Origin of the sequence: Mesorhizobium sp. LHD-90 (genome assembly GCF_030929505.1) — a bacterium.
GTDB lineage: Bacteria > Pseudomonadota > Alphaproteobacteria > Rhizobiales > Rhizobiaceae > Kumtagia.
Map to the genome: position 1 here is coordinate 87,981 of NZ_JAVFVV010000010.1, position 18,970 is coordinate 106,950.

The window sequence follows — 18,970 nt, forward strand, 5'->3', positions numbered from 1 at the left end:
CATTTGCAAACATGAGAAATGCTCATGTTTTTTGGAGGCTGAAATGACCCTCGGTAATCTGGAAAAACCCGTCCTGCTGGTAGGTGGCTACGGCAAGACCGGCCGGCGCGTCGCCGAAAGACTGGAAGCGCAAGGCGTGCTGGTGCGCGTAGGCTCCCGGTCGAGCGAGCCGGCATTCGACTGGAACGACCGCGCGACATGGGCTGCGGCGTTGAAGGGCGCGCGCGCAGCCTACATCACTTACTATCCCGACCTCTCTGTCCCCGGCGCGGCGGCGGCCGTCGCCGCCTTCACCGAGGCTGCTCTCGATGCCGGCGTGCGGCGGCTGGTGCTTCTCTCCGGCCGGGGCGAGGAAGAGGCTGAGAAGGCCGAGCAGGCGCTGAAGGCGAGCGGAGCCGATTGGACCGTCGTCCGCTGTGCCTGGTTCAACCAGAACTTTTCCGAGAATTTTCTGCTCGACCCGATCCTCGCCGGCGTCGTGGCACTGCCGGTCGACGGCGTGCGCGAGCCTTTCGTCGATGCCGACGACATCGCCGATGTCGTGGCGGCCGCCCTGACCGAGGACGGCCATGCCGGCAAACTCCACGAACTGACCGGGCCGCGCCTGCTGACTTTCGGCGAGGCGATTGCCGAGATCGCGGCGGCGACGGGCCGAAAAATCCGGCTGGAACAGATATCGGCGGGTGAGTTCTCGAACCTGCTTGTGGCGGAAGGCGTGCCGGACAGCCTTGTCGAACTCATCATGGTTCTGTTCACCCAGTTGCTGGATGGCCGCAATCAGTCCCTCGCCGGCGGCGTCGCCGAGGCGTTGGGCCGGCCGCCCCGCGATTTCGCCGACTTTGCGCGCGATGCCGCCGAAACCGGGATCTGGACACCGCGCCGCACACGCCGTGCCGTGGGAGGAGTAAGATGAGCGAGCGCGTGTTCCAGACCCTCACCATACTGGCGGCCGTCGGCTCCGGCGTCATGGGCGGCCTGTTCTTCGCCTATTCGACCTCGGTGATGGGCGCGCTGGGGCGCATCGCGCCGAGCAGCGGCATCGCGGCCATGCAGACGATCGACGAAGTCATCCAGAACCCGGTGTTCTTCGTCGCCTTCTTCGGCCCGGCGCTGCTCGGCATCGTCCTGGCGGTGGCGGCGCTGCTCGGCTGGCACGGCGGCAGCGCGCTGGCGATCTACGTCGGCGCGGCCTTCTACCTCGTCGGCATCATCGGTGTGACCATCGCCGTCAACGTGCCGATGAACAACGCGCTCGCCGCCGTCGATCCGGCCAGCGCCGCGGGAGCGCAATACTGGAGCGCCTACCTCTCCAACTGGACGGCGTGGAACCATGTCCGCACGGTTGCTGGTATCGCCGCCTGCGTGTCCTACATCCTGGCACTGCTCTAGGGTCCTGTCGACATTCGGGCCAGAGCGGGCTGCAAATGGCGTCTTTCTGCGCTTCCGGTGCTCACGTACTTTAAGTACGCTCCGCTCCGGTTCTCGAAAGCCGCCATTTTCGCCTCGCCCTGACCCGAATCTCAACAGACCCTGCCGTCAGACCGTTGCCAACAACGGCCGCCATGCGCGGCCGTTTCCGCTTGAACGGTTTCCGGCCCCGTGCAATGAGCCGAAGCGATTGAGAAGCACGCGCCCGGGCCGCCGGGCGGGCGACCGGCGCGGAAAGATGCTTCCGACCGACGGAGCGAGGCGCGCCATGCACGGACCCCACCCGAACATAAAACATCCGATCCCGATGCATCCGCGCGTCGGCTTCCTGAAGCCGCTGGTCGAGGCGCCGAACATCGAGATCGGCGATTTCACCTATTACGACGATCCGGAGGGGCCGGACCGTTTTGCGGAAAAATGCGTGCTGCACCATTACCCGTTCATTGGCGACCGGCTGGTGATCGGAAAGTTCTGCGCCATCGCCGAAGGCGCCCGCTTCATCATGAACGGCGCCAACCACGCGCTGTCGGGTTTTTCCACCTATCCCTTCAACATCTTCGGCCATGGCTGGGAGCAGGGGTTCGACGTCTCGACCTGGGAACGCGAGGTGCGCGGCGATACGGTGATCGGCAACGACGTTTGGATCGGCATGGACGCGGTGATCATGCCGGGGGTCGGCATCGGCAGCGGCGCGGTTGTCGGCGCGAAGTCGGTGGTGACCCATGACGTGCCGGCCTACGCCATCGTCGCCGGCAACCCGGCCAAGGTGGTGAAGAAGCGGTTCGACGAGCGAACCATCCGCCGCCTGCTCGACATCGCCTGGTGGGACTGGCCGGTGGAAAAGATCACCCGCAACCTCGACGCCATACGCGGCGCCGATCTGAAAGCCCTGGAGGCCGCACGGTGAGCATGACGACAAGCCAGGCCGCCACGGCGCCGGATTTTTTCGCAAAACCGTGGATCTTCATCCGCAGCGTGCCGTCGATGGACCTCTTGCCGCCGCAGGGGCCGGCGGAGATCGCATTCGCCGGCCGCTCCAATGTCGGAAAATCGTCGCTGATCAATGCGCTGACCGGCAAGAAGGGGTTGGCGCGCACCTCCAACACGCCCGGCCGCACGCAGGAGCTCAACTATTTCGTGCCCGACGGCTTTTCAGGCGAGGGGGCCGACCTGCCACCACTGGCACTGGTGGACATGCCCGGCTACGGCTACGCCAAGGCGCCGAAGACCGAAGTCGACCGCTGGACGAAACTGGTGCTCGATTACTTGCGCGGCCGCGTCACGCTGAAGCGCGTCTACCTGCTGATCGATGCGCGACACGGCATCAAGGCGAACGATCTGGAGGTGATGACGCTGCTCGACAAGGCGGCGGTTTCCTATCAGGTCGTGCTGACCAAGATCGACAAGATCAAGGTTGCCGGCGTGCCGCGCCTGCTTGAGGAGACGGCGGAGAAGATCAGGAAACGTCCCGCCGCCTTTCCGGAGATCATTGCAACGTCGTCGGAAGAAGGCGAGGGGATCGAAGAGCTTCGCGCGGCGATCTCATTGGCGGCGGTGCAGTAGGTGCGTCCCTCATGCGCTACTTGCCGGCCCCATATGCCTTGAGAAAAACATCGACCCCGGAGGTCACAACGCGCCTGACCTCCTCCTCGGTCGGAATCGCGCTGCGGTAGCCGAAGATGCATTGCCGGAACAGGCCCGCCATGCAGAGGTCCGTGAACTGGTAGGCGGCAAGATCGACGTCGGGAATGGCGAGGTCGCCGGCCTTGACTGCCCGTTCGAGATATTCCGCCAGCTTGTCGTGGCCGCGTTTCGGGCCGCGCTCGTAGAAGCGTACGCCGAGTTCAGGCATGCGCTCGCAGATGCTGATCACGGTGCGCTGTGCCTTCAGCACCCCCGGCGAGGTGATCTTCCAGGCAAGCGCGATGCCGTAGCGGAGCAGCGTATCCCTGACGCTGCCTTCCTGTTCCAGCGCGTCGTAGAGATTGGCGAAGATCGTCTTGCGCTCATCCTCGATCAGCGCCTCGAACAGTTCTTCCTTGTTGTTGAAATAGACGTAGATCGTGCCCTTCGAGACGCCGGCCTCGCGTGTGATGTCGTTCATCGAGGCTGCGTCAAAGCCCATGTTTATGAAGACACGGCGTGCGCCCTCTAGGATCTGCTTGCGTTTGGCAGGATCCTGGCCCGCCGCCGGCCTCCCACGCCGCAGATATTCCAGCACCTGGTCGCAGGCTTCCGGAAATTCCTCGGTGTCAGGAGACATCGTTTCCTCGAAAATATTCGAACCGTATAGTTCGACTGTCCCTGGTATGGCCGCTTTACTTCACGAGGTCAAATCGAACCGAACGGATCAGTTTTGTTTCAAGGCCGTTCGTCGTGCCCGCTCGCTTCGCTTCCCCTGACTCCGAAAAAACATCAGCCGCCAGTCACCCGTTCCGGCGGTGAGAAGGGTGCCGCACGCCGACCGTCCGATTCCCGCAATCGAGCGGCCGCCGCGCCCGCGGCCGAAACCAAGAGGTGTTGGACGGAGTGCGGCGTCACGAATAGGTCGAGAATGCTGTCAAACAGCTTGGGAGACGCTCAGGACGCGGCGGCGAGGGCATCGCGGGCCGCGCCGGAATAACGCACGACCAGCAGCGTGATGTCGTCCGACTGGTGGCCGCCGTTCTCGAAGGATTTTACCGCGGCGAGCACGCCTTCCGCCACCGCATCCGGTCCGGGCGCGCCGCCAAAACTTTCAAGGCTGGCCAGCAGCCGCTCCTCGCCGAACTGATCGCCGCCGGGGTCGAAGGCTTCGGTCACGCCGTCGGTGTAGAGCAGGATCGCCTCGCCGGGCGCGAGATCGATCGAGTGGCTGGTGAATTCGACCGATCCTACGACCGCGACAGCGACGTCGGTCGACTCGACGATGGTCTCGACGCTGCCGTCCGGCCGCATCCGGATCGGCGCGGCATGGCCGGCATTGACGAAATCGACATGGCCGGTCTTCGGATCGAACACGCCGAAGACCAGGGTGACGAACATCATCTGGTCGTTGTCGACGACGAGCAGGTCGTTGAGCTGGCGCACGCAGACGGCCGGGTCGTTCTCGAACAGCGCGATCGCCTTCAGGAGGGTGCGCGAGATCGCCATGAAGAACGCGGCCGGCACGCCCTTGCCGGACACGTCGGCGATGACGAACACCAGCTTGCCGTCGCGGCGTTCGAAAAAATCGTAGAAATCGCCGCCGACCTCGTTTGCGGACTGCATCAGGCCCTTGACCGCAAAGGTCGGCCGCGGCGGGAAATCGGCCGGCAGCACCGAGCGCTGCAGGTCGCGGGCGATGGAGAGTTCCTGCTGCAGCGTCGCGAGCTGGGTCTCGCGCACCAGCGCCTCGCGCAGGCGCGCCACCAGTTCGGAGAGTCGCCGGTGCTGCTCGACGACGCGGCCCGACATCTGCTGCAGCACGGCGGCGATCGGGCCGAGCTGGTCGTCCTCGCGGATCAGCCGGGCGACCGGATCGATCTCGCCGGTGGGCTCGGTGCCGCCCCTGGTGGCCGCGACGATGCGGCCGAGGTCGCTCAAGACCTCGTCGCGGGCGCCGGGCTCCAGCGTTCCGGCCAGCGATTCCATCTGCCGGCGCACGAAACGTTCCTGGCGGCGGCGCTGCAATTCGCGCTGCCGGCGCGCCTCGTTGAAGGCGACGAGATTGTGGCGGAGTTCGGTGATGGCCGAGGCGATCTGGCCGATCTCGTCGTCGCTGCGGCGCACCAGCGTGGCCGAGGTGTCGCCGCGCGCCAGCGCGGTCAGGATGGTGACGGCGCGGCGCAGCGGGTTGAAGCTGTGGCGCAGGTAGAAATAGAGCCCGCCGACGGTGAGCACCGCCACCGCCGCCATGATGATGACGGTGAGCAGCGTCAACCTGTCGAGCGCCAGCAGGCTTTCGGTGGCGTCCTGGGCGGCGACAAGCAGGCCGGCCGAGCCGGCGGAGATGTCGGCCAGCGGGATGGCGGTGACGGCATAGAGGCGGTCGCCGCGCTCGGCCTGCTGCACCGAGCCGGTGCGTTGCGGGAAGGTCAGGTCGAGATCCTGCCAGAGCTGCGATTCGGTGCCCTCGACCAGCCGGCCGCGCGTGCTGACGAGATAACCTTCGGCGTCCATCGCCTCGCCGAAACTCTTCAGCGGGCCGCTGGCCTTGGAGCCGACGGCGAGCACGGTCGGCTCGCCGTCCCAGCTCTCGAAGCGTTTGGCGGCGACGATGCGGAAGGCGTCGGAGGAGACCTGGCGGATGCCGGCGGGCTCCTGCCCGTCGACGATGGCCGCGATGGTGCTGATGTCGAGCAGGCGCGGCGGCTCGGCCAGCGCCGAACTGGAGACGACGATGTGGCCGTTGCGGTCGAGGATCTGGAAATCCGACAGTTCGCCGGAGGTCAGCCAGGGCTGCGTCCAGGTGTGGGCGAGGCGGCGGAGCGCCGGCAGGTCGGCCTTGCGGAACGCTTCGACGACGGCGCCGTCCGCGGCGATGCGGTCGCGCAGGGACGCCAGCCGGCGGGTCTCGGTGTGCAATATCTCGCGCCACAGTGCCTCCTGGCCGGCAATCGCGATGCGCGTATAGGGGCGCGCGGCGAGGGACTCGCGCTGCACGCCGATGACCGCCAGAATGCCGAAGGCGAGGATGAAGACCAGCGAGACGAAGACCGCGATGCGCGTGCTGAGCAGCATGGCGGTCCTCAGGCTGCGGCCGGTTCGGCCGGACGGCGGCCGAGAAACTGGCCGGCGGCGACGAGCAAGGCGACGATGGTGACGGCCAGAGCGAGCGTCAGGCCGGCCTCGCTGGTGGCGCCGGTGAGCGCGAGGCCGAGGGCGGCGGCGCACCCGATCGAGAACCAGGGATGTCTTGCTTCGCCAACGCAAGACTTGACGGCCGCGCCGCCGCCCAGACCGAGCGCGGCGCAGGCGACAAGCGTCGAAGCGACGGCATTGCCGAGCGGATCGTGCAGCGCGGCGGCGCCGATGAGCAGCGCCGCGCCGCAGCCGAGCGGCGGCAGGGCCGGCGCGATCAGCGCCGCCAGGGCCAGCAGCGCGGCGGCGCCGGAGCCGAGCAGATAGTTGTCGAAGCCGATGCCGGCCGGCAGCACGACCAGTACCATCGCTGCGGCCGGGGCCGTGGCAAGCGCGAGCAGGATGTCGGGCAGCGTTGCGGCCGCAATGGTGGGGCGCGGGGGCGTCCGGTCTGTCCGCGCCTCGCCATAGGCGACGAAGGGCGCAATCAGCAGCGCGGCTATGCCGAGCATCATGAAACCGGAACGGCGGCCGATCGCTTCGGCGTAGAGCCCGCTGACCAGAGGCGCGGCGAACAGCGCGGCGAAGATCAGCAGCACGGCAAGGCCGCGCCGCGACTGCTCGACCGGGCGATGGACCAGCAGCGCCGCGACGATGAAGCCGGCGCAGACGCCCGCGGCGGCGCGCAGCATGACGAAGACATCATAGGTCCGGCACCAATAGGTGCCGCCGAGCGCGGCGGCGAGCAGAAGCCCGGCCAGCGCCAGCAAGGCGGAGGAGTGCCCCGCCCGGCTCCTGCCGGCCAACGCGCCGGCCAGTGCGGCGCCGAGTTCGGCCAGCAGCGGCATGACCGGCAGCCAGGCCGTCGGCACCACGGCGGATTCCCGGTCGATGGCGAAATTGGCGACATAGGGGAAGGCGGCGGCGTAGACGCAGAGGAGGACTGCGACGCGCCAGACGGCGCCGCTGCCGCGTGGCGCGGCCACGTCGAGGCCATCGCGGTCGTCGGCGAAGGCGTAGCGGCTGTCGATCGGCTTGAGGATGGCGTCGACGCGGCGGCCGAGGCTGCCGTCGAAGTCGATGGCGCGGATGGTGGCGACGGCCTCGACCAGGTTGCGGCGCGCCGCCTTGACGCGGTCGATGCTGCGGGCGAGAGCGCGCGACGCGGCATAGATCGGTCCGCGATCCTCGTCATGTGCCTGCGGCGTGAAGTCGCCGGACGCCACGCGCTCCATGTCGCCGAGCAGCCGCGCATGGGCGGGGGCCAGATTGAAGGCGAAGAAACCGCCGAGAATGCCGCCGGCGACCGCGCCGCAGAGCACGGCGGCGATGGTGAGCGCGATGCGCACCTGCCGGACCGCCTGGTCGATCAGCGGCGATTCACCGGCCACCACCAGCGTGGCACTGGTTCCATCGCCGGCTATGGGGAAAGATTCTCCGGTGACGCCCTCGGCGGTGGCGGCCACCGTCTTGCCGGCGGCGTCGATGATGGCGAGGCCTTGGACCTGCGGCGAACTGTCGGCGATGCGGTGCAGATAGGGCTCGATACCCGGCAGCTTGTCGAGCGGAATGCCGAGTTGCAGCGCGTGCGAGAACTGACCGGCGACGGCCTGCCCGACCGTCGCGGCGCCGGTGCGGGTGGCTTCCTCCAGCGCTGGCGCGCTGCGCCGCAGCCCGGCGTCGAGCAGAAACCAGGCCGAAAGGCCGACGACGATGGCCACCACCACCCCGATGATTGCGGCCGGGCTGCGGACGCTGGCGTGGTCAGGCTGCGTCACGGTCATCGCTTTCGTCGACCTTGAGCACTTCGACGGCGGCGCGGTCGAAATCGGTCACGGCGCGCTCCACCGACAGGCGCACGCGATCGGCGTCGGCGAGATATGCCGCGGTCGCGGCGCCGTCCGGCAGGGGCGCGGCTTCGCCCGCAAGGCGCTCGGTGAGGCGCGTCAGCGGCCGCGAGGAGAGGCCGAACAGCACAAGCAGAACCGCGAGCACGGCAAGCAACGCCGCCGGCGCCACCCAAGCGGCCTGCCAGGCGAGGCCCGTGAGCACGCCGCGCGCCATATCGGCGCGCGCGGCGCCCGAGACGGTGATGGCGAGATTGCCGATCGGCTCGCCGAAATCGTTGCGGATGGCCTGGCCGACGACGATATTGCCGAACTCCTCGACCCGCCAGCGCTCGTTCTCGACGCGGTAGCGCACGGCGGTCCGCCACAGGCCGGAGATTGCCTCGCCGATGCTGCCTCGGTCGGTGTTGAACAGCGATATGCCTTCGGGCGAGAACACCTCGACCGCCACCACCTGCGGGTCGGCAGCCTTGGCGCGCTCGATAAGGTCCTGGACGACCCGCACATCCGCGAGTTGCAGTCCGAGGTTGGCATTGGCCTCGATCGTGTCGCGCAACTGGGTGAGCAGGAAGTCGATATTGGCTTCCGCGGTGCGCAGCGCGACGCGGTCGGTGCTGCCGAACACCAGCGCCGCGCACAGGGCAAGCCCCGCGCACGTGACGCCGAGCACTGCCAGGATGATCCTCGTAGCTGGAGCCATGCGGGTTTTTAGTGAGTCGCGGCAGAATGTGGCAACGGTATTCGAGGCTTACCCCACTGTCATCCGACAAAACCTATGGATTGTAATAATATTCTGCTAATCTGAACCTGCTCCAATGGGGGGAGCGCTTTCCAGTGATTCCAAGATGATTCGGCTCGCCATCCGCACCGTTCCGGTCTTCGCCGTGATCATCGGCTTTGCCATGTTCCTGGCTGCCTACATGAATTTCAGCGGCGTGCGCTCCGCCTATCTCGACCTGATCCGCTCGCGCATGGCGATGATGGCCGAAGGCATCGGCAACGATATTTCCACCGCCTCGACGCTGGGCATCAGGCTGAGCGAGCAGGCGACGCTGCCTGACCTGCTGGCGCGCCAGGCGGCGACCGATCCGCTGACGCTGTCGATCGACGTGGCCGGCGACGACGGCGCGGTTGTGTTCAGCAGCGACGCGACCCGTGTCGGTGCCAAGGACGATGGCGGCGGCGACCAAGCGGCGTTCCGCCAGGAGGAGCGCGTCGCCAACGACATCGGCGCGGCTGTCGGCACGGTGATTGTGCGGCTCGACCGGGCGGCGATCGACAAGGAAATCGACCGGCTGCGCACCGACATCCTCAACGGCGCGGTCCCGGCGGGGCTGGCGGCGGTGGCGATCGGCAGCCTGACCTGCCTGCTCCTGCTCACCAACCTGCACCGCCGCGCACGACAATCGGCACTCGGCCGGTCGGCGGACGATCCGATCGGCCGGGCGGCCAAGGAAATGCAGCGCCTCCAGCCGGAAATCCGCGCATGAACAGCCTGAGGGTACGCCTTTCGGCAACGGTGCTCGCGGTGGTGATCGCGGCGCTGGTGTTCCTGTCGTTCCAGACGGCGAAACGCGCGGAGTCCATTCTCCAGCCGGAACTCGAGCGCAAGGCGGCCACGGTGGCGGGTTCGGTCGCCTCGCTGGTCGGCCGCGCGCTGGAACTCGGCGTGCCGGTCGACCGCCTGCAAGGGCTCGACGCCTATCTGCAGCGTATCCTGGCGGGCAATCCGGACCTCTCCTTCATTGCGCTGCGTGACGGCGGCGGCGCCACGCTCTATCGGGCTGCCGCGTCCGACGCCAACGGGCGGACCGCCCAGGCGGACGAAGCCCAGACGGTGAGCGTGCCGGTCGCCGCGGGCGGCCGCGCCGACGTGCTGGTGGTGGGACTGGACCCGGCCTATGCGCGGCAGGTGGTGTCCACGCTTTGGATCGACCTCGTCATCGTCATGTTCGTCACCGCCGTGGTGGCGCTGGAACTGGTCTATGTCGGCTTCGGCGCCGGGCTCTACGGCGCGATCGAGGGCGTCGAGCGACGGCTGAAGACGATCCGCAAGGGCGATCTTCGCCTGCACCCGCCGGTCGACGCCGGCAGCGAGTTCGGCGGTTTCGCGCGTTCGCTCGACGAGAGGCTCGGGCAGTTGCATTCGACCTATTCGTCGCTGCGCAAGAACGTGGCCGAGCGCGGCGACCAGATATCCCAGCAGGCGCTCGACCTGATGCGCGGCCGGTTCGGCCTCGGCGAGGGGGTGATCGCCGCGCCCGTGCAGGTGATCGCCATGCGCGCACCGCTGTTCGTCTTCATGCTAGCGGAAGAGCTGACGCGGCCGTTCCTTCCCGTCTACATCCGCTCGCTGGCGACGCCGATCCCCGGCCTGTCGCCGGAATTCGTCATCAGCCTGCCGATGATGGCGTTCCTGGTGGTGGTGGCGCTGTCGCAGCCGCTGCTCGGCAACGTCACCGAGCGTATCGGCCGCCGCAACTGCCTGATGGCCGGTGCGCTGTTCGGGCTGATAGGCTATTGCGCCTCGGCCTTCGTCACCGATCTCATCGGGCTGACCGCCGCGCGTGCGGTTTCCGGTCTCGGTTTCGCGCTGGTCTTCGTCAGTGCGCAGGGATTCGTCATCGATTCCACCGACATAAGGCAGCGGTCGAGCGGCATGGCGATGTTCATCAGCGCAATCCTGGTCGCCGGTCTGTGCGGTCCGCCGATCGGCGGCATCCTGGCCGACCGCGTCGGCATTCCCGGCACCTTCATCATCGCCGGCCTGTTCGCCTCGTGCAGCCTGGTGCTCGCCTGGCTGTGCATGCCGGCTTCCGGCGGCGGCCGCGCCATGCAGGGGCCGGCGATACGCTGGCGCGACTTCGGGCCGATCATCTCCTCGCCGCAACTGGCCGGCCTGCTGTTCCTGTGCGCCATGCCGGCAAAGATCATACTGGTGTCGTTCTGCTTCTTTCTCGTGCCGCTGCAGATGGCGGCGATCGGCGCCACCCAGTCGACCACCGGCCGCATGCTGATGATCTATCCGATCGCCATGGTGCTGCTGGTGCCGTTCTTCGCCTCGCTGGCCGACCGCTGGAACATGCGCGCGCAATTCGTGGCGCTGGGCGGCCTGGTGGCGGGCCTGAGCGGCTTTGCCGTGTTCTTCGGCGGCAGCCAGGCCTTGCCGATCGCGCTGATGCTGGCGGGGCTGGGACTCGGCCAGGCGATCAGCATCGCGCCGCTGTCCGGGCTGGTCGGCGAGATGGGCCGGGCGCTGCCGGGCAGCGTCACCGAAAGCTCCGTCTACGGCATCTTCCGGCTGGTGGAGCGCACCGGCAACGCGCTGGGACCGGTGGTCGGCGGCCTGCTGCTCGGCATCTACGGCTTCTCGGCCACGGCCATGATCATCGGCGGCGGCATGGCGCTGTGCGCGCTGCTGTTTTCCGCCATATTCGGGTCGCGGCGCCAACCCAAGCTCGAACTGCCCGCAACTGGGAGCCGACCATGATCAGACGGCGCACATTTCTCGGCATTGCGGCCGCAGGCGCGCTGGCGCCGACGCTGGCGAGGGCCCAGTCGGGCGGGCAGGCGAAACCGTTCCGCATCTACCGCATCACCTATCGCGGCCGCACCGAGGTGGAGGACGGCTTCGACGACTATCTGGCCAGCAACGGCGTCGCCGTCGAGTTCATCGAGCGCGATGCAGAGCGCGACGTGGCGCGCCTGCCCGGGTTCGTCGAGGAAATCCGCTCGGTAAAGCCGGATCTCGTCTACACGTGGGGCACGCCGGTGACGCTCGGCATAGCCGGCCGCTACGACGCGCCTGACAAGGCAAAGTTCATCACCGACATCCCGATCGTATTCGCGCTGGTGGCCTCGCCGGTCGCGGCCGGATTGGTGGCCGACCGCGCCACCCCGAACCGCAACCTGACCGGCGCCGTGCATGTCGTGCCGACCGAAACGCAGCTCAGGGCCATGCATTCCTACCGGCCGATCACCAAGCTCGGCGTGCTCTATTCGGCCAGCGAGCAGAATTCGGTGTCGATCGTGCAGGAGGCGCGCGACCTGCAGCAGCCGATGAATTTCACCCTCGTCGAGCGGCAGTTCCGCACCGGCGGCGACGGCCGCCCGGTGCCGGACGGCATCGAGGAACTGATCGCCGAGATCCGGAACGAGGGCGCCAACTGGCTCTATCTCCTGCCTGACACGTTCCTCGGCACGCAATACGATCGGGTCGCGCCCGCGGCGATGGCGCAGAACCTGCCGACCTTCGGCGCGGCGGAACTGGCGATCCGCCAGGGCGGCGCGCTGGTGGCGCTGATCAGCCGCTATTATTCGGTCGGCCAGCTTGCGGCCTCCAAGGCGGTCAAGATTCTGCGCAAGGAAACGCCGGTCGCGGAAATCCCCATCGAGACGCTGAAGCGCTTTTCGCTGATCATTAATATGCCTGTGGCAAAAAAACTCGATCTGTATCCGCCGATCGACATGTTGAACTACGCGGAAGTGCTGACGGGCTGAAGCCTGAAGCCGAAGGCCCGACGGGCTGAACCGCGTCCGGGGCCTGGGGGCACGGGATGATCGAAACTAGCGCCGCAACGCGCCATGCCGGCCTTTCGATGGCCGACCTCGACGCCGTCTACGCGCTGCATCTGGCCGCGACGGGTGCGGTCGGTCGTCCGGAGCTGATCAAGCCGGAATCGCGCGATTTTTTCGCCCGCATCCTGTCGGGGGGCGGGCGCATCACCGGCGTGCTGCGCGGCGGCGAACTGATCGCCTATGGCGTGCTGCAGCTCGAACTGCCGCCCTCGGAGGACGCGCGCCCGCTGCTCGGGCTGTCGCCCGCCGACCGGCTGGCCAAGCTCGCCGGCGCGGCGGTGCTGCCCGCCGCCTGGGGCGGCGGCATCCATGACGAGCTGATCCATCTGCGCGTCGAGGATGCGCGCCGCATCGGCGTCCGCCATCTCTACGCCACCTCGGCGCCGGGCAATCTCCGCAGTTGGCCGAACCTGGTCGAGGCGGGTTTCGCTGTGCGCGCCATCGTGGAAAAATATGGCGGGCATCTGCGCTACATCCTCTATCGCGACCTTTCGGCCGGAGAGCCGGACGAGGCGGAGGGCGTGTGGTGCGGCGTAGAGGACATCGACCGGCAGCGTACGCTGCTCGCCGGGGGTCACGCCGGCACGCGCTGGCGGCGGCGCGCCGACGGCGGCCGCGACATTTTTTTCCGGAGTGCGTCGTGAACCCCGCGCTCAAAATCGTCACGCCAACGGAGGTGATCGCCACGTCTCCCGATAACGCACCTTCGCTTCGCGTCGACCTCGGAGCCATCCGGTCGAACTTTCTGGAAATGCGCCGCCGCTATCACGGGCAGATACTGTCGGCCGTGGTGAAGTCCGACGCCTACGGGCTAGGCCTCGAGCCGGTCGTGCGCGCGCTGGCCGCCACTGGCTGCAAGGTTTTCTGGGTCAACGATCTTGAGGAGGCGGCGCGCGTCAAGTCGGTCGCGCCCGAGGCCGCGGCGCACACGCTGATGGGCCTAGCCAACGCCCATATCCGCGACTTCGAGGCGCTGGGCGTCATCCCTGCGCTGACGTCGCTTGCCGAGGTGGAGCATTGCGCGCGGCACGCGCTGCTTGCCGGACGCAGGGCCGCGGTGGCGATCCAGATCGACACCGGGCTCGGCCGGCTCGGCCTGTGCGAGGAGGAACTGGCCTTCCTCGCCGGGGAGCCGGACATGCTGGCGCATCTCGACATAAGACTGTGGGTGTCGCATCTCGCCGCCTACAATCTGCCGGAAGACCCCGAAAACGCCGAGCAGCGGCGCAGGCTGCGTGAATGGGTGTCGCGCCTGCCGCCGGCGCCGATCAGCCTCGCCGCCTCGTCGGGCGTGTTCATGGCCGACGACTGGCATTTCGACCTGGCACGCGTCGGCAGCGCACTCTACGGCGTGCAGACCTCGACGGTCTGGCAGGACGGATTGACGCCCTGCTACGAACTCAGTGCCCCGGTGATCCGCGTCGCCGACTATCCGGCCGGCCGGCATCTCGGCTATCGCGGCACCACCGAGCTGAAGCGGGCCTCGCGGGTGGCGACGCTGTCGATTGGCTACGCCAACGGCCTGCCGCAGCGTTTCGCCGAGATCGGCGCGGTGCGCTTCGGCGGCGTGAGCGTGCCGCTGATCGGCGGCATCGCCATGAACATGACCATGGCCGACCTGACCGACGTGCCGGCGGGTACGGACATCGCTGCGACGCGGGCAATCTTCTTCGATCGTGGGCAGCCGATCGAGCCGGTCGCCGAGCGGCTCGACTGCGCGCCCAACGTGCTGCTTACACAGATCGGCGCGGGCACGCGGCGGGTTTATTTCAACGAATAGTGCGTCGACCTCACCCCTTGCCCAGCGCCGCCAGGGCCTCGGCGCGGTCGGGGTGGATCTGGAAGAGTTTGGCGAATCCGCTGATCCGGAAAACCTCGTCGACAGGCTTGCTCATACCGGCGAGCGCCAGCGGCAGGTTGGTGGCCTTGCTGCGGCGGGCGGCCAAGAGCAGCACGCGCAGCCCGGCGCTGGAAATGTAACTCAACTGCCCGAAGTCGACGAGCACGGGGTGACCTTCGTCGAAGAGCGGCAGCAGGGCGTCCTCGACCTCGCGCGCCGAATTGCTGTCGACGCGCCCGACCGGCGTCAGCACCGTGATTGTGTCGATCGTCTCCTTGCGGATGTCCACTCTCTACCCCTCCTGCACGGAAATTTTCGTCAATGTGAGCTGGTTATGCCCGCCGACACGGGCATAGACTATGTCGTCCATCATGGCGCGCACGATATGGATGCCGAGCCCGCCGATCGGACGCTCGTCGAGATCGGCGTCGAGATCGGGATCGCCGGCTTCGGTCGGATCGAAGGCGGCCGCATCGTCCTTCACCGTCACGACCGCCCGGTCGCCCTGTGCCTCGACGACGATGTCGATCACATGCCGCCCGCCGTCTTCAAAACCGTAGCTGATCGTGTTGGTCAGCAATTCGTCGAGCGACAGGTTGATGGCGTGTGCCGTCTCCTCGCCCAGCCCATGTTCGGCGCAGAACTTTTCGATGATCGGCGCGATGCGGCCGATCTCGGCGAGATCGTTGACGATGGCGAGGCTGAGCTTGGGCGGGTGCAGGCGGGACATCCCTAATCTGGATTCTCGGCGGCGGGCAGGATTCGGTACAGCGCTTCGTGGCCAAAATTCTTCGGCAGTTGCAGTTTCCCAACATACTCCAGCCGGTAAGGCAGTCGATAGGCCTCGCCGAGCAATCTCGCCTCATGCTGAAGAGCGTCCATCTCGGCCCTCAGCAGCGCCACGAAATATTGCGAGGCATAGGCCTCGCCGGGCGTCCCGACCGTCTCGATGCGCGCCGCGCGGTTGACATGGTGGCCGTAGATCATGCTGCGCCCGGTGAGCGGATGCAGGCCGACATAGACCGGGCCGGCATGCAGCGCGACGCGGAAGCGCGGCAGCTTCTCCAGTCCGAACGCTTTCGGATCGGTGGCGGCGATGGTGTCGAGCAGCACGGTGGCGTAGTCGGCCATGTCGAGCGCCGTCTCGGCCGCCGCGTGGACGGCGTCGCCCCAGGTGTTGATGAGGATCGGCGCCTTCGCCCGCGCCTCCACCTCCTGCTGCACCTCGGCCAGAAAATCCCAGAGCAGCGGCACCTGCTCGTCGCTGAACGAGGTGTAGGTCGCCATGTCGGCGAAGAAGATCGCCCGTACCACCAATGGGCTGAGGCCGATCGCCAGCGCATTGACGCCGCTCGCCAGGTCGCCCGTGCCTTCGTTGCCGCCGCTCCCGGTGCGCTCCCGCAGATCGTCGAGGTCGATCAGCGACAGGTGCTCCAGCTCCGGCCACTGGTCCATGAAGTCGGCCGGGCTGCCGGGATCGGCCGGCGCCTCCGGGCTCCATACTGCGAGCAGCCGGGCATGGGTGCCGATGCGCTCGGCATGGATACGCGCCATGCCCTGCAGGATCTGGTTGTTGAAGCGCAGCAGCGTGTCGTCGCCGATCAGCCGCTCCTCGCAACTGATCTCGACTTCGGCGGCGGCTTCGAGCAGGCGTTCGAAGCGCAAGACCCAGTCCGCGCCGGCCGGCGCCACATATTGCGCGGCGAAATCCGCGCGCGGGCAGGGCAGGAAAAGATGCAGTTCGCCCGAGCGCGCCAGAATTTCCTCGCCGAAGACGATGTCGGCGCCCGCCGAGGCCGAGGCATAGCCGATGGTGACCGCGTGGCGCGCCAGCTCTTCGCGGATTTCCTGCCGCAGCGCCGCCAGTGCCGCTGGTCCTGTCGCGCCTGCGGAGGCGGCGTCCAGCCGCTGTCCGGCGCAGAGCATGATTGCGGCCTCGGATGTCAACCCATCGTCCTCTTGCCCGCCGTCTGGCGATACCTCCGCGCAACCTTGCACGATCGAACTTGCGGATAAATGAACGGTGTTAGATGGAGCGTTGTGGAATGATCGTTTTCGACCCGTTGCGGATGAAGGGGACGATGATATTTTCTGGAGGTGCCTGTTGGGGACCGCGATGAGACCGCTTCGACTTGATGCTGTCATCGCAGTGGTGGTCGGCGTTAATGGGTGTGCTTGGGGCGATAAATTCGTGTCGGTTTCGATGCACCGGCCCTCGGATGGCGCCGGCGCAATCTGCTCCGATACTTATGCGGTAACCCTCGGGCCATTCTATGACGAAAACGCACTCTCCAACTACGTCGCGCGATGCATTGCCGCCTGTCAGAAATTGGGTTTCGTCATCGAAGCCGGGCCATTTATGAGCACCACGCCCGAGGTTATGGCAAACAGACCCGAGATAGCGAAATTTTCCAACGCTCCGGCCGAAGCGTGCCCGTTGCAGAAAAAGGCCTAGCACCCGCCTTTCTCCCGTTGCCGAAAGTCCAGCCCGAAACATTTGCGACCGCGCCGAGATCGCCATTTCATTCGACCTTTGTATCACCGTCGCGATCTCGCGCTGATAGCGTTTCTGTACGGCTTTAGGATCGGCTACTCGAGTGCGCATGGTATCTCTGACATGACGCCGATTGCAGCAAAGCGAAACGCTCCTTTGCCGCGATGGTAGACATGCACTAGATTGACGTCGCCGTCATCGAGGCAACGCGGCGCGGGTGAAGGAGCAGGACTCTCACCGCGCCCAGAAAGCCGGCGTGAACATTACCAGCACCGCCAAAATTTCCAGGCGGCCGAGCAGCATCAGGGAGGACAAAACCCATTTCGCCGTGTCGGGCAGCGACGAGAAGTTGCCGACCGGCCCGATGATCGGATGTCAACCCGGCTTCCTCTCGATCCGCCGGACATTGTACGGCGTTTTGGCGCAACCTTGCACGATCGAACTTGCCGATAAATGAACGGCGCAGGAAGGGGTCTATCCGAAGGCCGGTGTTGGCCGTTGCGGCGGCTATTCACCGTCTCGGCGCAAGGCCGTCGAGCAGAAAGTCCAGGCCCTTCCGGAACACGCCATCCCAATCATTGTCCAACAGCAGGCGCGTACGTTCGAGTGTCGGGTAGAGGTCCCTGAGACGTGTGAGGCGCTGCTGTCCGACGGCCCTGTCGTCGTCCGAGAGGTCGAGGCTCGCCCGGGCGATGGTGGCGCCCATCACATAGTTGTACAGCGACCATATCGAGACGTTCAGATCTGCGTCCGGCACACCGGCTCTGGACAAGGTCCTGCTCAGCAGCTCCAGGCGACCGAGGACGTTCGGCCCGAACGCCGGGCGCTCCAGCAGCGACGCCGACCAGGGATGGCGCAGCATGTTGGCGCGCCAGTCCTCGAGCATGTGAACCACTTCGTTGCGCCAGTCCCGAGATTCAGCCACTTGCGGCGGTCCGCGATATTCGAGCGCCGAATCGAGTGCCAGGTCGAAGACATCCTCCTTGTTGTCGACGTGCCAATACAGGCTCATCACGCCCGAGCCGAGACGCTCGGCCAGCCGTCGCATCGTCAATCCTTCGATGCCTTCGCTGTCCAGCAATTCCACCGCGGCCGCCACGATGCGCTCCCGCGAAAGAGGCGGTTCACTGCGCTGCTCCTTCACGGGCTGGAGCCACACACTTGTCCGTTTCGGCCGCTTGCTGCCGGCGCCGCTGGGTTGGGATGCCATTCGTCTCCCTCTGGCTGGAGCGTCGATTTTGGTCGGCAACGCCACGAATGTCGATGCCGGACGATTGACTAGTACGTCGTACGATTCTATCGTATGCGAGTCAAAACCCAGTCTTGCCGGCCGCGAGCCGACGTTGCTCGCAGTCCGCAGCGCCAAGAGAAAATCATGTCATACGCAATCAAGAACCTGCTCATCGGAGGGCTCATCATCATGACCACGGCGGCATCAGCGAACGAACTGACCATCGTCAATCCGAACAACCTCTACGATCCGACGCCGAACGGCTACAGCACGGCAGTGATCGTGCCTTCCAATGCCCGGGTGGCCTACATCTCCGGACAAGGCGGCCAGGACGCTACCGGAGCCTTGTCGCCCGACTTCGCTGCACAGGTCGCGCAGGCCTACGCAAATCTGCGCTCTGCCCTGGAAGGCATCGGGGCGAAACCGAACCAGGTCGCCAAGCTCACTGTCTTCGTGGTCGATCACGATATGTCCAAGCTTGGCGTGTTGACCAAGAACGTAAAGGAAATGTTCGGCGAGGCGTTGCCGGCGCAGACCCTGGTTCCCGTTCCCAAGCTTGCGATCGACCCGATGCTGTTCGAGGTGGAGGCCGTGGTCGTGCTCGATTAGCGACATGCTTTAGAGCGTGTCGCACCCAATCGGATTCATTCTGCCGGCGACGGTTTGGGCCAAGGTCGAGGGCTTTGTCGCAGGCCGGGCTGGCGGCCCGGACAAGACGAAGCCCGAAGGATTTGGCCCAATCCAGCCCGGCCCTCCGGGTTTCCGTTTGGCGGGCGCCCACTTTGTCGGAT

General features: G+C 66.6%; 20 protein-coding genes. 12 read left to right on the forward strand and 8 right to left on the reverse strand.

What is annotated here, in order from left to right; genetic code table 11:
* The first annotated feature begins 43 nt into the window (after positions 1-43).
* From RB623_RS15675 to yihA, 4 genes are all read left to right on the forward strand, one after another.
* Positions 44-913 carry an NAD(P)H-binding protein gene (locus tag RB623_RS15675; protein ID WP_308057827.1) on the forward strand — a complete coding sequence of 290 codons (870 nt, stop codon included), beginning with the start codon at positions 44-46 and terminating at the stop codon, positions 911-913.
* Positions 910-1,389 carry an anthrone oxygenase family protein gene (locus RB623_RS15680; RefSeq protein ID WP_308057828.1) on the forward strand — a complete coding sequence of 160 codons (480 nt, stop codon included), beginning with the start codon at positions 910-912 and terminating at the stop codon, positions 1,387-1,389. The genes RB623_RS15675 and RB623_RS15680 overlap by 4 nt, the downstream gene beginning before the upstream one ends.
* Before the next feature lie 307 nt (positions 1,390-1,696).
* A complete protein-coding gene (locus RB623_RS15685; RefSeq protein WP_308057829.1) occupies positions 1,697-2,335 on the forward strand; it encodes a CatB-related O-acetyltransferase in 639 nt (212 codons plus the stop codon).
* A 2-nt stretch (positions 2,336-2,337) separates the two neighbouring features.
* Complete coding sequence (gene yihA / locus RB623_RS15690; RefSeq protein WP_308057989.1) at positions 2,338-2,991, forward strand: ribosome biogenesis GTP-binding protein YihA/YsxC; 654 nt, start codon at positions 2,338-2,340, stop codon at positions 2,989-2,991.
* 16 nt (positions 2,992-3,007) lie between these two features.
* On the opposite strand, the gene RB623_RS15695 is transcribed toward yihA, so the two are convergent.
* From RB623_RS15695 to RB623_RS15710, 4 genes are all read right to left on the reverse strand, one after another.
* Positions 3,008-3,691: a TetR/AcrR family transcriptional regulator gene (locus RB623_RS15695; protein WP_308057830.1), complete on the reverse strand. Its 684-nt coding sequence runs from the start codon at positions 3,689-3,691 to the stop codon at positions 3,008-3,010.
* A gap of 317 nt (positions 3,692-4,008) precedes the next feature.
* On the reverse strand, positions 4,009-6,129 hold the full coding sequence (locus RB623_RS15700) for a SpoIIE family protein phosphatase (RefSeq protein WP_308057831.1): 2,121 nt from the start codon (positions 6,127-6,129) through the stop codon (positions 4,009-4,011).
* Between the two features lie 8 nt (positions 6,130-6,137).
* Positions 6,138-7,973 carry a hypothetical protein gene (locus RB623_RS15705; protein ID WP_308057832.1) on the reverse strand — a complete coding sequence of 612 codons (1,836 nt, stop codon included), beginning with the start codon at positions 7,971-7,973 and terminating at the stop codon, positions 6,138-6,140.
* A complete protein-coding gene (locus tag RB623_RS15710; RefSeq protein WP_308057833.1) occupies positions 7,954-8,736 on the reverse strand; it encodes a hypothetical protein in 783 nt (260 codons plus the stop codon). The genes RB623_RS15705 and RB623_RS15710 overlap by 20 nt, the downstream gene beginning before the upstream one ends.
* 145 nt (positions 8,737-8,881) lie before the next feature.
* On the opposite strand from RB623_RS15710, the gene RB623_RS15715 reads away from it, so the two are divergent.
* From RB623_RS15715 to RB623_RS15735, 5 genes are read left to right on the forward strand one after another with little or no spacing between them, the layout of a single operon-like run.
* The gene (locus RB623_RS15715) at positions 8,882-9,526 is read left to right on the forward strand and encodes a hypothetical protein (protein WP_308057834.1); all 645 of its coding nucleotides are present in this window, start codon (positions 8,882-8,884) and stop codon (positions 9,524-9,526) included.
* Positions 9,523-11,526 carry an MFS transporter gene (locus tag RB623_RS15720; RefSeq protein WP_308057835.1) on the forward strand — a complete coding sequence of 668 codons (2,004 nt, stop codon included), beginning with the start codon at positions 9,523-9,525 and terminating at the stop codon, positions 11,524-11,526. Before RB623_RS15715 ends, RB623_RS15720 begins: the two co-directional genes overlap by 4 nt.
* Positions 11,523-12,536, forward strand: coding sequence for an ABC transporter substrate-binding protein (locus tag RB623_RS15725; protein WP_308057837.1), 1,014 nt, complete (start codon positions 11,523-11,525; stop codon positions 12,534-12,536). Before RB623_RS15720 ends, RB623_RS15725 begins: the two co-directional genes overlap by 4 nt.
* Positions 12,537-12,592: 56 nt before the next feature.
* Complete coding sequence (locus tag RB623_RS15730; protein WP_308057838.1) at positions 12,593-13,258, forward strand: GNAT family N-acetyltransferase; 666 nt, start codon at positions 12,593-12,595, stop codon at positions 13,256-13,258.
* On the forward strand, positions 13,255-14,394 hold the full coding sequence (locus tag RB623_RS15735; protein WP_308057839.1) for an alanine racemase: 1,140 nt from the start codon (positions 13,255-13,257) through the stop codon (positions 14,392-14,394). Before RB623_RS15730 ends, RB623_RS15735 begins: the two co-directional genes overlap by 4 nt.
* Positions 14,395-14,404: 10 nt before the next feature.
* Here RB623_RS15735 and RB623_RS15740 read toward each other — a convergent pair whose 3' ends face one another.
* Genes RB623_RS15740 through RB623_RS15750 form a run of 3 tightly spaced genes read right to left on the reverse strand, consistent with a single transcriptional unit; the run spans position 14,405 to position 16,401 of the window.
* Positions 14,405-14,743, reverse strand: a complete 339-nt coding sequence (locus tag RB623_RS15740) for an STAS domain-containing protein (RefSeq protein WP_308057840.1) — start codon at positions 14,741-14,743, stop codon at positions 14,405-14,407.
* A 3-nt stretch (positions 14,744-14,746) separates the two neighbouring features.
* Positions 14,747-15,184, reverse strand: a complete 438-nt coding sequence (locus RB623_RS15745; protein ID WP_308057841.1) for an ATP-binding protein — start codon at positions 15,182-15,184, stop codon at positions 14,747-14,749.
* A 2-nt stretch (positions 15,185-15,186) separates the two neighbouring features.
* Complete coding sequence (locus RB623_RS15750; RefSeq protein WP_308057842.1) at positions 15,187-16,401, reverse strand: adenylate/guanylate cyclase domain-containing protein; 1,215 nt, start codon at positions 16,399-16,401, stop codon at positions 15,187-15,189.
* A gap of 169 nt (positions 16,402-16,570) precedes the next feature.
* On the opposite strand from RB623_RS15750, the gene RB623_RS15755 reads away from it, so the two are divergent.
* On the forward strand, positions 16,571-16,909 hold the full coding sequence (locus RB623_RS15755) for a hypothetical protein (protein ID WP_308057843.1): 339 nt from the start codon (positions 16,571-16,573) through the stop codon (positions 16,907-16,909).
* A gap of 295 nt (positions 16,910-17,204) precedes the next feature.
* On the forward strand, positions 17,205-17,405 hold the full coding sequence (locus tag RB623_RS15760; RefSeq protein WP_308057844.1) for a hypothetical protein: 201 nt from the start codon (positions 17,205-17,207) through the stop codon (positions 17,403-17,405).
* A gap of 54 nt (positions 17,406-17,459) precedes the next feature.
* Here the strand turns inward: RB623_RS15760 and RB623_RS15765 are convergent, their stop codons facing one another.
* A complete protein-coding gene (locus tag RB623_RS15765) occupies positions 17,460-18,158 on the reverse strand; it encodes a TetR/AcrR family transcriptional regulator C-terminal domain-containing protein (RefSeq protein ID WP_308057845.1) in 699 nt (232 codons plus the stop codon).
* 165 nt (positions 18,159-18,323) lie between these two features.
* Here RB623_RS15765 and RB623_RS15770 point away from each other — a divergent pair, with 165 nt between their 5' ends.
* Positions 18,324-18,788 (forward strand): RidA family protein, encoded by a 465-nt coding sequence (locus RB623_RS15770; protein ID WP_308057846.1) that lies wholly within the window; start codon positions 18,324-18,326, stop codon positions 18,786-18,788.
* Positions 18,789-18,970: the final 182 nt, after the last annotated feature.